This window comes from Pseudoalteromonas sp. GB43, assembly GCF_054923805.1.
Map to the genome: position 1 here is coordinate 181,668 of NZ_JBPCHJ010000002.1, position 13,139 is coordinate 194,806.

Sequence of the window (13,139 nt, forward strand, 5' to 3'; positions counted from 1 at the left end):
TAGCGCATAAAAAACCAGGCATCGCCTGGTTTTTTATTAACCGTAGTCGAACTTAAAAAGTACCAACCACTTTAACTTTATCAGTTACTTTTGCTGCATCGATATAACCAATACCATCAGCATTACCTGCAACAAAGTCAATCACAGCTTGATCGTTTGCTAGTTTCTCAGGCGGAGTACCTTTACCAGTAAACACCAGTTTTGACCAATAAGCATTTAGCTGGCTGCTCGATTTACCAACCACCTTATCGTTAAACTCATCGCTTACGCTGGTGCCATCTTGGTTTACTGGGTTTACTTTTGTGCCATCATCAAACGACTTTGCCTTACCAAGGTAAATCTTTTTGATCATACCTTCGTCAATAGCACTGCTATTTGCTGGGTTCACAATAACTGCAACATCAGCAAGTACAGCGTGCGAGCATAGCGTTAGTGCTGTCGCGATTAACAATTTTTTCATTATGAACTCCAATTAAAAAACTAAATCAACAGCAACAGCTACAACGTCGGTTTCTGTATCTGAAATGTCATCTTTAAAACGGCTGAAATCTACTTTTAAAGCAGCAGATGGGTGGAAGTCATAACGCGTACCAATGGTATACACGTTGCTTTTTGCTTTCACGCCCTCAAGCACTTGATTAATACCCGCATTTAAAGCTGGTACTGCAGGTAGCGCGTTGTAGCGGTTGCTATCGTGTTTGTCGTCATTATTTTCGTAAGTTAAGTGCACAATCCACTCATCCATACGGTAACCAATAGACGTGTAGTATTGAGTTTGTTTAGCAAGAGCACTGTTTTCTACTTCAAACTCAGTGTATTCAGCATCAAATAGAATGTCGTTGTAATCAATTGAAAAGCCCACAGCGAAGAAAGAGCCATCATCTTCGTTTACAGCAATATCATCGGCTTGATCAACAAAACCGGCTGCTCTAAGAGTCTGCTCAAGGCCATTAAGTGCAACACCTGCATCGGTGTCGTTTTCAATATCAATTGTTGTATCTGCAACAAAGTATGCAGCACGAGCGCTAAACCAGTCATAGCTCATTGTCCAATTGATACCAGCAATATCATTAAGCTCTGTATCGCCATTAACCGATACCACAGCAATGTTGCCATCGAAGCTACCGTAAATAACTTGAACGGTTGAATCCCAATCACCTAATTGTGTGTTGTGTAACAGGCTAAGACCTTCATACGTTGAAAACGGAAGGTTATAAACAGATTGCGGTGGACGAACCCAGCGGTAAGTGTAACCAACGTCTAAGAAGTCTGAATAACGGTAAAAAGGTACACGCATTTTACCAGCACTTACTTGAAGCTCATCGCTGAACTCATAAGTTAGATAAGCCCATTCGAACTCAGCATCAAAATCATCACTACCACGCGCCACAATTTGTGCCGTAGCGCTTAGCTTTTCTTGTAAGTCTGCAGAAAGCTGCAATGCAAACATACTTTCGTTTTTAAATGAAATATCGTCATCGTAGCCGTAAAGGGTTGCGTCGTCGTCAAGGGCTTTACCGCCAACAATAGAAGCAAAGCCGTTTATGCGAACCTCTGCCATTGTGTTTGCAGACACAAAAGCAGCACATAGAGCCAATGCAATAGGAAGTTTTTTCATTGTGTATCCCTAGTATTTAGTATGAAAATGTTGATTTCGCTTAATATTATAGTAGTGCGTAGCGAAATGGGCGACACAAGTTACATATAAATTGTAATTACATCAATGAATAAGTCGTTATTTTTCACAAAAACGGTACTAAAAGTGGATAAAGTTGCTAGATAAAAGCGATAAGGGGAAAGGGAAGTTAAAAGATGCGAGTCTGTAGCAGCGATTTCACATCGCGTCCTAGAGCCTAGAACCCTGACTAATGACGCGGGATAAACCCGCTGCTACACGTAGGCGCGAAACTTGTTTCGCGCGAGCAACATTAAAATGATAAAGCTTTGTCTAATGCGCCTTTGAAGCGGTCAAAATCCTCGATGTGAGGTAAGTGGCCAATATCATCTAATTCAATTAATTGCGATTTTGAGATCATACTTGCCGCGGCTTTGCCTAACTTATCGTAACGGCCAAGCTCATAGTCAATATTTGCTTTTTTCCAATTACGGCCAGGGCCAGTCCTATCGCGTGTGCCTATAATTAATGACACTGGCATGCTTAACTGAGCAAACTCAGTTATTACAGGTTGCGTAAAAATCATATCGTAGGTTTTAGCATTAACCCATGCGACCTGCTTGTGATCAGGGCCTTGAATTTGACCACCGATAAAGTGGGTTAATTGCTCGTAAGTGTCATTCCATTTACCGTCATAATAGTTTTTCTTCTGGTAAGCAATAACCTTATCAGGTGTTTTAGTCAATTCATTTTTATAGAAAAAATCGGTGTCTTTGTATTGCACATAATTTAAATAGTTCTCTAAACCAATTGGGTTTAGCAAAATAAGTTTACTAACTTGGCTAGAAAACATCAGGCTGTAACGACTTGCCAGCATGCCGCCCATTGAGTGACCAAGTACAATAGGGTTTTCAATATTTAAAGATGACACTAGCTGATGAGTGTTATTGGCTAATACAGCAAACGAAAATTGATAATCAGCAGGCTTTGACGATTTACCAAAACCAATTTGATCCGGTATCAATACGCCATAGCCTTTGCTATTAAGGTAGTTGGCAGTATTGGTCCAATAATGGCCATTAAAGTTTTTACCATGCATCAGTATAACGGTTGGCATGTTATTGCTTGGTTTAAGGTAAGAATAAGCCATTTTTAATGGCGTATTTTGTGATGAAAAATTAAAAAATTGAACGGGTAAGTCGTATTGATAATTGCTTAATTCAGCATCAAAACTAAGAGGCTGTTCTTTTGCGATTAAGTTAGCAGAAGAGCATAAAACAAGTGCTGAGACTAACAGTATGCGTAAAAACATCATTATCCTTTCTCAATATGCTTAAAGAATATTCAGCCTAGCATCCTAAATAAAAATTTATAATATAAATACGATTAAATACTAAAAGAAGTTAGCAAGTTTCAAGCATGGAATTCGTAGGACTGGCTTTAGCCGGGAATGGTTTAGGTTAGCAAGAATTCAACGAAAAAGAGTAAAGTTATGAGAAACCAGCGACTTTACATCGCGTCCAAGCGCCTAGAACCTAGCACCTAAAACCTAGATGATGACGCGGGATAAATCCGCTGCTACACGTAGGCGTGAAACTTGTTTCGCGCGTTTGAAAGTTGACAGCTCTTGCCTTGTCTAAATTCGATTCTCGTTATAACCACTTAACCCAACTTACTAAAGTCAACGTCTGGCAAGCTCTCAAACCCAGGGTGGGCGAAAAAATAGCCTTGCATTAAGCTAACACCAGCTTGGCGCAACCACTGGTATTCTTCAACTGTTTCTACGCCTTCTGCAAGAGCAACAATATTGAGCTCTTCAAACATGGCTATACAATGGTTAACAATAATTTGTCTTGCTTTGTGAAGGTGTATATCTCTAATTAAATTCATATCGAGTTTAATTATATTGCTCTGAAAATCAGCCAACAAATTTAACCCAGAATGACCTGACCCAAAGTCATCGGTCGCAGTAATAAACCCCAAAGATTGGTAATAATCAACTACACGTTTGATATGTGTAGTATCTTCAACTTTTTCAACCTCGGTAAACTCGAACATAATCTGTTCTACCGGAAAATCATATTGCTTAGCAGCTTCAAGTGTCGTTTTTATACAACGCTCAGGTTTATAAATTGCATTAGGTAAAATATTAATGCTCACGATTGAATCAATTTTCAGTTGGGCAGCAAGTGAAATAGCTTTAATACGGCAAAGTTGATCGAATGTGTAGCGATTCTCGTCGGTTACTTGCGAAATGACAGAATAAGCCGACTCATTATTAAGGCCTCTAACTAATGCTTCGTAGCCAAAAATATGTTTATCGGTGCAATCAACGATTGGCTGAAAAGCCATTGTAAAATCAAAACCAAGTGCTAAATGGTCTTCGCAATGTTTACAACCTGTTGGCTGACATTGAGTTTGCTCTTTGTGCATTTAGCACCTCTGAATGAAGTCTTAATAACTCAATAGTGCTAGTAAATTATCAATTGTGCAATGTTAAGTGGAATAAAAAGACTCAAGTACATCGAAGTTTAACTTTTCATCATTTTGGTAAATCCAAATGATAAGTAACGATCTACTTTCGTAAATCGTTACTTACTATAATGGCTAGCTAATTACTAATTTATGGACTTAATTAATAAGCGCCCTCACTGTAAGTTAATTCGTAGCTGTGGCTATAAATTTCTAAAATATTGCCAAACGGGTCTTCCATATAAATCATGCGGTATGGTTTTTCACCTGGGTAATAATAACGTGGTTTTTCCATACGTTTCTTACCACCTGCAGCAACAATGCGTTCTGCAAGCTCTTCAACATTAGGCTCTTGAACACAAAAGTGGAAAATACCTGTTTTCCAATACTCAAAGTTATCTTCTGGATTTTGTTGGTTTTTAAACTCAAAAATCTCAACCCCAATTCGATCACCCGTTGATAAGTGAGCAATTCGGAACTTATCCCAGTTAGCACCAAAAACATCAGTACACATCTGGCCAATAGGGCTATCATCTTCGGTAATTTCCGTTGGCTCCATAATAAGATACCAGCCTAATACTTCGGTATAAAACTTAACGGTCGCATCAAGATCCGGAACAGAAATACCAATATGCGAAAAAGTACGTGGGTATGTATTACTCATAATTAACTCTCCTAAATAAGAATGAGTTTATAGTTTACGAGTGCCTAGGTATTAAGTTAAATTATCATTTAACATTCAAATAAGTATATTTTGTTATGATAAATCCGGTTTGGTTAAAAACATTTTGTGAACTAGTCGAAGTCAATCACTTTACAAAAACAGCTGAGCGACTGTTTATGACCCAATCAGGCGTGAGCCAGCATATTAAAAAGCTAGAACAGCAAGTTGGAGCTTTATTGCTAGAGCGACACGGCAAACAATTTACACTTACTCCACAGGGCCAAAGCTTATACAACAGAGGTAGCCAGTTACTAAAAGAATGGCAATTTTTGGAGCAACAAATAAAAAATGATTCACCTTTTGAAGGCCGAGTAAAAATACAATCGCCGGGAAGTTGTGGGCTTAAGTTTTATAACGAATTGTTAAGCTTGCAATCAAAGCACCCAAAACTTTATATAGAATATGCATTTGCGCCTAATTCGGGGGTCGAAAAGGCCATAGCGAGTCATCAAATAGACATTGGTTTTATGAGCCAAGCACCTACAATGCTTGAGGTTACAGGGCACAAAATCGCTAATGAACCCTTGTTATTGATAACGCCTGCCCAGTTCAAAACTTTAGATTGGCAGCAACTTTGCCAATTAGGTTTTATTAATCACCCAGATGGAAAACATCATGCACAACAGTTATTAAGTGCGAACTTTGCAGAGTTTGAATCAATAGCTCAGTTTGAGTGCAGTGGTTTTTCGAATCAAATCAACTTAATTCTAGAGCCAGTAAGTTTAGGGCTTGGCTTCACTGTACTCCCTGCTCATGCTGTTAGTGCGTTTCATAATCAAGAAAAAATACACGTGCACACACTAACGCACCCCGTTTGTGAAGATATATATGCATGCCATCATCGCAATATGTTATTAGCCAAGCGAATGAAAACAGTTATAAATGAAATAAAAAGCCTTTAATCAAGCGATACTAAAATTGATCATCTTTTTTATTCTCGCACCTCGTAACTATAATCTCCTATTTCTCTCCAACTAACTTCTAATGCCTACCCTAAAACCCTTGATTTTTAGCATTTAAAATCACATTTCATCCTTTGCGTTACCTTGCTTTAATGGTATTTTAGCGCCAAGCAATCTTGCCCCTATAAAGGAAGTAAAATGGCATCCAAAACCGTCGAATACTACAACCAAAATGCGCAAGCATTTGTCGATGCCACACTCGATGTAGACCTCAATGAACTTTACGACGAATTCTTACCGCTGATCCCAAAAAAAGGCGCTTTACTCGATGCCGGTTGTGGCTCTGGCCGCGACGCTTTCATCTTTAAAGAGCGTGGTTATAGCGTAGATGCATTCGATATCAGCCCAGCTATGGCAAAGCTGGCGTCAGAATACTTAAACCAAGACGTAGCTGTAAGCAGCTTCATAGAGCTAAACGACGTTGCTAAATACGACGGCATTTGGTGTTGCGCAAGCCTTATTCACGTAGCAAAAAATGACTTAACCGACGCATTCAATAACCTTGCCCGAGCATTAAAGCCACAAGGCATCGTGTATGTATCGTTTAAATACGGCGACGGCGAGCGCGAACACAACGGTCGCGAATTTACCGACCTAAACGAACAAGCCCTTGAAAGCATTGTTAAAGGCACCGACCTATTTATCCTCAAGTCATGGCAAAGCGCCGACCAACGCCCAGAGCGCGCCACAGAAACATGGCTAAACGCCATTTTGCATAGAAGAACGATTTAATAATTTATATGCGGTATAGCAGGCTATACCGCGACTCTCCCAATATTGTATGGGTTTTAGAGTATAGCTCTACCTAAAATCCTATATTTTCAATAGCTTTTCATGCTAGATTGTTCCTAAACTAAATCGCCAATATTCAAGCTACAACAATGCGTTATGAGCATAAGAAGAAAATATGTCGGCGTAAACAGGGAACAGTTCATGAACTTTAAAGCACTTTTCAAAAGTACACATAAGGCTTGATTGATGATGGCCATGCAGCAGCAACTCGATTTTATTGCTTACATCCAGCGTATGCTGGTGGAAGGTGATTTTAGTGCTACCTATAAGTTTGCACTATTGCATGCGTTGGCTGATGTTTGTGTTGAGCAACCAATGATGTATGAAGCTAGCGAGTTAAACATTGACCTTGCTAAGCTAGCTGAAAAGTTAATAGAGCTTTATTGGCACCATGCTGTGCCATTTTCTTCTGCTCATAGTGGTGAAAGTGCTTTACTAAAACAAAATTCGGGTGCGCAATCAAAAGTAATTGCGGTGTTATATGAGTGCCAGCAAAACAATATTCGTAGCTTACGCCAACTCAAATTAAGCCCTTACTGGCACACCACTTACAAAGCAGCTTTAGACACGTTAAAAACAGGCCCGTTGTGGCGCTTACAAATTCTCGCCAAACAAGAAGAGTGCTTTTTATATCCGCACACAAAAGGCAAAAGCTATATCACTCTAAATGCGGGCATAGCCGCTTGCTTTAGACGCTTTTATGATTTAGTTGTCTATTTAGCTAAGAATGCATGGCTACAAAAGATTCAAAGCATTAAGCATAACCAAGCGCTTATTGGCCCTCAAAGCCAACTGCATGACTTTTTATTTGGCTTTGACCGTACAGCACTTAATAAAGCAAAACCAGTTTTAGTCGAAATACAAAAAGGCCAGTGCTTTTATTGTCAAAAGCCACTCACAAGTGCTATTGAAGTTGATCACTTTATTCCTTTTGCTCGCTACGCTAACGATTTAGGCCATAACTTTGTTGCCGCCCATCGAAGTTGTAATAACAGTAAGCGTGACTTTTTAGCAGCCCAGCTGCACCGCGAACGTTGGCAAGACCAAAATCTAGATCGCCACAGCCAGCTACTCACTGATGAACTAACTCGCTATTTTCATTGTGATGTAGATAAATCCCTTGCAGTAAGCAACTGGGCATACCAAGTAGCCAGCAGCAATGGCGCGAAACTCTGGCTTGCAAAAGATAGATTTGAGTTGGCGGGGAGTAAAAATGTCCAAGCGTTAGATTTAGTCGCGCAGACAAAATACAAATATGATTCTTAATGAGCTTAGATACAAATTTCACATAACTTTTTTAAATGAAAACAAGCAATAACTCAATGCTAAAATTAAAAGCTGCTGTTAAAAATATTCCCCGTGTTCAAACCCGAAATTGAATTAATTTAGAGGCATGGATGCTGTAAAAAGCGTAGCTTGGCCACGGGTGAGAAGCGAAGCTTTGAACGAGAGGATATGGATATCCGAACTGGGGTGCGTACAGGGATGTGTAAGTTGTGCCTATCTACGCTGTTTACGTTCATTTAATTAATTCAAATTGAGGGAACAGTGTGAACCTCGGGGCGCCGAGAGATTCCAAAGAGGAGTCGGCGTTTACTTCTCTTTGGTTGCAGTCGCCAACGCGACATTATTAAATAATTGATGTATAAAGAGGGAGTTAACAGAACAAGGATCTGAAATGGATAACTTCATAGCACAAGGACTCAGCCTCTTATTTGTAATAGGAGGAATATATTCAATATTAGGTGTTATTTTTTTAAGAGTATGGCTTCATCAGAAGCAAGCCAAGTTACCTGTAGATCGAAAGAAATTTACTCGAGTAGCCGCACAAACACTTAACGATCAAGTAAACGATAAGGTCTTTAATGTTGTTGGTTACATAGGTTTAGCTGCATTGATTATTACAATGCCGTTTGCCCTCAAAGGGATTACCGAAATGTTGGCAAGCGGTCAATTGAACTACTTTTTTATAATTGTAATTATTGTCGGCTTAATTTACACCGCCAGAAAATCGTGGCTTGAATCAGACCAATTAATCAAACTAAAACTAGGGCGAGACGCTGAATTAGCTGTTGCATCTGAATTAATTGAGCTTCAATCTCATGGGTATCAAATATTTCATGATATTCAAGCTGATGGGTTTAATATTGATCACTTAGTTATTGGGTTTAATGGTGTTTTTGCGATTGAAACAAAAGGAAGGCATAAGCGCGTTAAAGATGATACAAACTACAAAGTCCAATTCGAAAATAATCTACTTTCCTTCCCATCTTGGAATGAAAACAAGCCAATTGAACAAGCAGAAATACAAGCAAATTGGGTTTATAAATGGTTAAGTGAAGCAACTGGTTTTCAAACAAAAATAACACCAATATTGTGCTTTCCAGGTTGGTTTATAGAGTTGAAGCAGCGACCACCATTTCCTATTGTTTCCCATAGACAGTTAGCAAAAACTATATTGTCGATGCGCCAAAACCAAATAGATGGAGCTATGCAAAAAGCTATTTGCTATCAAGCTGTGCAAAGAAGCTTAAATATTTCTAAGGTTTAATTGATAGAGACTAAATTTAATGCTTATTTTGAGTAGGCAGTTTGCATCGGAAGTTTTCTAAAGCAATTGTTTTGGCTAACTTTTATCGAATAAATATCTCCCTAGCTAACACATAGGGAGTAATTACAACCAAATTACACAGAAGTAATGTTATGAATAAATGGATTTTAATACTCGCTACTTTGTTTGCGAGTTTCAACACGGTTGCTGATGAGCAATATTCAAAAAGTCGCTGCGATAGTATTGAGGCTGAGCGCGAGGGCATTCGTAAAAGAATGAACCGTAGCTACACGGCTAAGCAAGGTGAACGGTGGAATCAACGTTTAGATGAGCTTTTTACGCTGCTGGCTAGACACTGTAAACACCCAAAAAGAAGTTCTGGTAATGGCGGTAATTATACGTATCGCTCTAACCCTACCGCACTTTTAAACACCAAAGTACATAACTCTACGGTGTATTCAAATTCATATAATGACGATAAAAAGCGCCAAGCTTGGGGGCAATTTTATCAATTACCAAAACGTTGTAGAGCGAAGAAAATTCAGCAAGCTGATTTTGTATGGTGTAGCGAAAATAAAGCTGAGCAAAAGGCGCTATTTGAATCTGCTTGGAGCGGTAATTCAAAAGCAAGCCATAAAGATATTGTTATTACAGTAAAGCCAACTATTACAGAAATTAATGCAAATAAAACCACAAGCCAAGTTGCAATAAAAAGCCCGATAATCGAAGCACCCGTTAAACAAGCTTCAATTCCTTTAAATGAGAGTGTTGGTCCGCAGTTGACGAAGTTGAATGACCTTAAAATTTGGCAATTAGCCTTGGCAGGCATTGCGGCCATGTTGTTTGTGTTTGGTCTTTATCGTTGGTTTAAAGATTGAGTTATTTGACGGGCTAAAGCCCGACCTACGATGCCTCGCAACTACAGTTTCAACACCTCTCCTTGTAAACTCGGTGAGTTTGCAATACTGGTTTGGAGTTGTTCTATCAACAACTGGGCATTTGTTGATGGCGTGCGTGAATGTGGCCAGAGGGCGTAAATTGGCCTTGCGGGAATATCGTGGGGGGAGTCGATATAACTAAAGTTGCTGGTTTCGTCTATACAGCAAATTTCGCTCATCGGCAGTAAGCCAATGCCATAGCCTGCTTCAACCATTCTTCTGGCGATTGTAATATCAAAGCAAAAGCTTGTATGTTCATACTCGGTTTTTAGTTTGTTAAGTAAGCCGCTGGGGAGTTGTGACACTGAATAGGGCAATATCAACCTTGATGCTGGCGAATCTTTCTTTTTAATTAGCTTAATTGCGATCATGCCTAGGCGCTTTTGAAAATAGCTTGAGTCTTGTTGTTCGCCGATGCGAATAGCTAAGTCAAAACGTTTTTGGCTTAGTTGGCTGTTGGCATTACTTGGGTAAATGTGGAGGTTTAGTGCAGGGTTTTCCATCGCAAACTGATTAACTGCCCCCATCAGTGGGCCCGCAATGATGTTTTGTGGGCACAAAAGGTAAAACTCTTTAGCGGTGGGGGAGTCATTTAGTTGCTCAAGCTGGCTGGTAAGAGCAAGCACCTGCTCGCCTAATTCGTTATAAAGAGATTCGCCTTTGGCGGTTAACACAATGCCGCGGGCTGTGCGTTGCAGTAATGGCTCGGCGAGTTTTTCTTCTAATGCCTGAATGCGCCTTGATAGGGTTGATAGATTCAGTCCTAAATCTTTTGCTGTTTGGCTCATGCTTTTACGGCGCGCTATTTCAATAAATAAATGCAGATCATCCAGCATACGACTCCCTCAATCTTAGTTTGCATTTTCGTGACTGTTGCCACTTGGCCTGTGCAAATATAGTAACGCCAAGGAGGACATATGAAAATTCATTTTACCTTTACTGCGGCATTTTCGTTTTTAATGTCGTTTTTACTTTCGGCATGGGTCACTTATGTCAACTTAGGGCTGAGCGATACATTTTTTCTAAGTTGGATGAAGGCGTTTGCTAATGCATGGCCTGCTGCGTTTGTGGTGGCTTTTACGGTTGCCCCGCCAATTAGGGCATTGGTTTTAAAGTTATATAGTAAGGAGTCAGTATGATTAATATCGTGGCAAAAATTACCCCAAAGGCAGCATTATTTGACGACTGTAAAGGGCGTTTACAGGGCATTTTAGCAGCCACTCGTGCAGAGCCTGGTTGTAATCGTTTTGAGTTGTTTGCGAGCAAAGAGCAGCGTTGTTTGTTTTTAGTTGAGCAGTTTGAGTCGCAAGCCGCCCTTGATGAGCATTATGTTCAGCCTTATACCAAAGCTGTGTTCGCGTTTTATGAAAATGCCTTGGCAGAGCCGGTTGAGGTAGAGAAAGTGGAGGAGCTTTAGGTTTTATTTGCACAAAGAGGATTAAGAGGCGCTGCGCTTTAGAGGAAAATAGCTAATTGGTTGTATCTCATTGTCTTCTCGTTCAGTTCTCTTTGTGAATAAAAATATTGGAACCACAGAGGGCACCGAGGCGCTTTGCACTACATAGAGAAACTTAATGCACAAAGAGGATTAAGAGGCGCTGCGCTTTAGAGAAGAACATTAATTGGCTGTATCTCATTGTCTTCTCATTCACTTCTCTTTGTGAATAAAAATATTTGAACTTTAGGGAGCACTGAAGCGCTTCGCGCTGCATAGAGAAACCCATTTAAACCTTTCAAATTTCATACTCTCAAAGTACAAAACAAGTTTCACGCCGACAGGTAAAAAACTAGGCTACTGGGGAAGTACTGCTATTCGTAGCCTAGTTTACAAGGTTGAAATGGTTAGAGCATATGCAGGGTTTGTTTGGCTTTTTCGCGGGTTAAACACGCGGCCATTGGGCGTTTTGCAAACAGTTTGGCTGAGACTGTTTGTTCTTTGCCTATGTATTGGTTATGCAGCTGTTTAAAGTGTGGTTACTTGAGCAATTTGCATTGGATGATAAACAGTTTTACTTTGGTAAGAATTAATATTCAGATTTGTTATTGCTCTTTCACTTTGTGAGAACATAAATCGAACTAGCAATTTATCAGTCTTTCAGATGAATTTAGCGCAGATTTGTTGCAGTTTTATTTGAAGCTGTTAGTCTGTACCTCTAAATTTTACAGTGACGTAAATTCATGTTTAAACGGACTTTAATGCTTACAGTGCTATTGCTAGTAGCTGTATCTACACGGGCGAAAGAGCCAATCCTTTCTAATGAGTGCAAAAGTATTCAAACTGAGCGCGCTGAATTGCAATCTGCGTTAAGAAAGTCTCATGTACTTGATAAAATAGAAATTTATAAACAGCAAATTCAGAACTTATCTGCTCGATTTGCTGAAACATGTTTTACCAATGAACAAATAGCTGACCGTAAAGCTGCGCTTTTTAATCCTGATATTAGTTTACTTGAAAACCAACTAGCTAAACCGTTGTCTCAAAAAGCTTATTTAGAAAAACAAGCTGCGTGGCAACGTTTTTACGTGATGCCAACACGCTGCTTTAATCAGCCTCTTGAGCTTAAATATCTAGATTGGTGTATTGACAATAAACAGTTTCAATTTCAGAAATTTGATACGCTCTGGCAGCAAAAGAATACACAAATCGCGCGTTCTGAAGCTAAGCTGACAGATTCGTTTCATGAGTTTGTACTGCCAAGTAAAACAGAACGAGCAAAACTGAGTGCGCAACAGCAATTAAAGCGCTACAGCAACACAACAGATTCCTTCTTACCGACCAATATAATTGTATTATGTGTTTTAGCGGTATCAGTGTTTTTTGGGCTGATTTTTATATTTCATTGGTTGATGCGCCCACGTCCTGTGGTGAAGTGAGTATTTAGTAGGCGTGAAATTTATTTCGCGCGCCATGCAAGCATAGGCATTGGGCTTTAGACGCTAGGACGCGATATGAAATCGCTGCTACAAATTCGTCTCTCGAAACTCACTTTTCGTTACTTACTCAAACCATTCCCGGCTAAAGCCAGTCCTACGGGGGAAACAATAGGCACTGGGCTTTAGGTGCTAGGTCGCGATGTAAAATCAG

14 protein-coding genes are annotated in these 13,139 nt (G+C 39.7%); 8 read left to right on the forward strand and 6 right to left on the reverse strand.

Annotated features, from left to right (window positions below; all coding sequences use genetic code 11):
- Positions 1-52: 52 nt before the first annotated feature.
- The 5 genes from ACRWSG_RS18125 to ACRWSG_RS18145 form a co-directional block, all read right to left on the reverse strand.
- Positions 53-460, reverse strand: coding sequence for a type 2 periplasmic-binding domain-containing protein (locus ACRWSG_RS18125; RefSeq protein ID WP_054553412.1), 408 nt, complete (start codon positions 458-460; stop codon positions 53-55).
- 12 nt (positions 461-472) lie between these two features.
- Positions 473-1,618 (reverse strand): porin, encoded by a 1,146-nt coding sequence (locus tag ACRWSG_RS18130; protein ID WP_054553413.1) that lies wholly within the window; start codon positions 1,616-1,618, stop codon positions 473-475.
- Positions 1,619-1,928: 310 nt separating this feature from the next.
- Positions 1,929-2,930, reverse strand: coding sequence for an alpha/beta fold hydrolase (locus ACRWSG_RS18135; protein ID WP_462167086.1), 1,002 nt, complete (start codon positions 2,928-2,930; stop codon positions 1,929-1,931).
- A gap of 347 nt (positions 2,931-3,277) precedes the next feature.
- A complete protein-coding gene (locus ACRWSG_RS18140; RefSeq protein WP_138600153.1) occupies positions 3,278-4,048 on the reverse strand; it encodes an EAL domain-containing protein in 771 nt (256 codons plus the stop codon).
- A 202-nt stretch (positions 4,049-4,250) separates the two neighbouring features.
- Entirely contained in the window at positions 4,251-4,751 is a 501-nt protein-coding gene (locus ACRWSG_RS18145) for a lactoylglutathione lyase family protein (protein WP_462167087.1), read from the reverse strand.
- A gap of 95 nt (positions 4,752-4,846) precedes the next feature.
- On the opposite strand from ACRWSG_RS18145, the gene ACRWSG_RS18150 reads away from it, so the two are divergent.
- The 5 genes from ACRWSG_RS18150 (at position 4,847) to ACRWSG_RS18170 (ending at position 9,994) form a co-directional block, all read left to right on the forward strand.
- A complete protein-coding gene (locus tag ACRWSG_RS18150) occupies positions 4,847-5,713 on the forward strand; it encodes a LysR family transcriptional regulator (protein WP_462167088.1) in 867 nt (288 codons plus the stop codon).
- 198 nt (positions 5,714-5,911) lie between these two features.
- Positions 5,912-6,505, forward strand: a complete 594-nt coding sequence (locus ACRWSG_RS18155; protein ID WP_462167089.1) for a class I SAM-dependent DNA methyltransferase — start codon at positions 5,912-5,914, stop codon at positions 6,503-6,505.
- A gap of 255 nt (positions 6,506-6,760) precedes the next feature.
- Positions 6,761-7,831: an HNH endonuclease gene (locus tag ACRWSG_RS18160; protein ID WP_462167537.1), complete on the forward strand. Its 1,071-nt coding sequence runs from the start codon at positions 6,761-6,763 to the stop codon at positions 7,829-7,831.
- A 412-nt stretch (positions 7,832-8,243) separates the two neighbouring features.
- Complete coding sequence (locus ACRWSG_RS18165; protein WP_462167091.1) at positions 8,244-9,116, forward strand: nuclease-related domain-containing protein; 873 nt, start codon at positions 8,244-8,246, stop codon at positions 9,114-9,116.
- Positions 9,117-9,268: 152 nt separating this feature from the next.
- Complete coding sequence (locus ACRWSG_RS18170) at positions 9,269-9,994, forward strand: hypothetical protein (protein WP_462167092.1); 726 nt, start codon at positions 9,269-9,271, stop codon at positions 9,992-9,994.
- A 41-nt stretch (positions 9,995-10,035) separates the two neighbouring features.
- Here ACRWSG_RS18170 and ACRWSG_RS18175 read toward each other — a convergent pair whose 3' ends face one another.
- The gene (locus ACRWSG_RS18175) at positions 10,036-10,890 is read right to left on the reverse strand and encodes a LysR family transcriptional regulator (RefSeq protein WP_462167093.1); all 855 of its coding nucleotides are present in this window, start codon (positions 10,888-10,890) and stop codon (positions 10,036-10,038) included.
- Positions 10,891-10,971: 81 nt separating this feature from the next.
- Between ACRWSG_RS18175 and ACRWSG_RS18180 the strand changes: the two genes are divergently transcribed.
- The 3 genes from ACRWSG_RS18180 (at position 10,972) to ACRWSG_RS18190 (ending at position 12,928) form a co-directional block, all read left to right on the forward strand.
- Positions 10,972-11,193 (forward strand): DUF2798 domain-containing protein, encoded by a 222-nt coding sequence (locus tag ACRWSG_RS18180; protein WP_054563225.1) that lies wholly within the window; start codon positions 10,972-10,974, stop codon positions 11,191-11,193.
- Positions 11,190-11,471, forward strand: coding sequence for a putative quinol monooxygenase (locus ACRWSG_RS18185; protein WP_462167094.1), 282 nt, complete (start codon positions 11,190-11,192; stop codon positions 11,469-11,471). The genes ACRWSG_RS18180 and ACRWSG_RS18185 overlap by 4 nt, the downstream gene beginning before the upstream one ends.
- Positions 11,472-12,232: 761 nt before the next feature.
- On the forward strand, positions 12,233-12,928 hold the full coding sequence (locus tag ACRWSG_RS18190) for a hypothetical protein (RefSeq protein WP_138618960.1): 696 nt from the start codon (positions 12,233-12,235) through the stop codon (positions 12,926-12,928).
- Positions 12,929-13,139: the final 211 nt, after the last annotated feature.

Coding starts and splice junctions, on each gene's coding strand:
- ACRWSG_RS18125 (WP_054553412.1), bottom strand. CDS start 460: ATGAAAAAATTGTTAATCGCGACAGCACTAACGCTATGCTCGCACGCT.
- ACRWSG_RS18130 (WP_054553413.1), bottom strand. CDS start 1,618: ATGAAAAAACTTCCTATTGCATTGGCTCTATGTGCTGCTTTTGTGTCT.
- ACRWSG_RS18135 (WP_462167086.1), bottom strand. CDS start 2,930: ATGATGTTTTTACGCATACTGTTAGTCTCAGCACTTGTTTTATGCTCT.
- ACRWSG_RS18140 (WP_138600153.1), bottom strand. CDS start 4,048: ATGCACAAAGAGCAAACTCAATGTCAGCCAACAGGTTGTAAACATTGC.
- ACRWSG_RS18145 (WP_462167087.1), bottom strand. CDS start 4,751: ATGAGTAATACATACCCACGTACTTTTTCGCATATTGGTATTTCTGTT.
- ACRWSG_RS18150 (WP_462167088.1), top strand. CDS start 4,847: ATGATAAATCCGGTTTGGTTAAAAACATTTTGTGAACTAGTCGAAGTC.
- ACRWSG_RS18155 (WP_462167089.1), top strand. CDS start 5,912: ATGGCATCCAAAACCGTCGAATACTACAACCAAAATGCGCAAGCATTT.
- ACRWSG_RS18160 (WP_462167537.1), top strand. CDS start 6,761: ATGCAGCAGCAACTCGATTTTATTGCTTACATCCAGCGTATGCTGGTG.
- ACRWSG_RS18165 (WP_462167091.1), top strand. CDS start 8,244: ATGGATAACTTCATAGCACAAGGACTCAGCCTCTTATTTGTAATAGGA.
- ACRWSG_RS18170 (WP_462167092.1), top strand. CDS start 9,269: ATGAATAAATGGATTTTAATACTCGCTACTTTGTTTGCGAGTTTCAAC.
- ACRWSG_RS18175 (WP_462167093.1), bottom strand. CDS start 10,890: ATGCTGGATGATCTGCATTTATTTATTGAAATAGCGCGCCGTAAAAGC.
- ACRWSG_RS18180 (WP_054563225.1), top strand. CDS start 10,972: ATGAAAATTCATTTTACCTTTACTGCGGCATTTTCGTTTTTAATGTCG.
- ACRWSG_RS18185 (WP_462167094.1), top strand. CDS start 11,190: ATGATTAATATCGTGGCAAAAATTACCCCAAAGGCAGCATTATTTGAC.
- ACRWSG_RS18190 (WP_138618960.1), top strand. CDS start 12,233: ATGTTTAAACGGACTTTAATGCTTACAGTGCTATTGCTAGTAGCTGTA.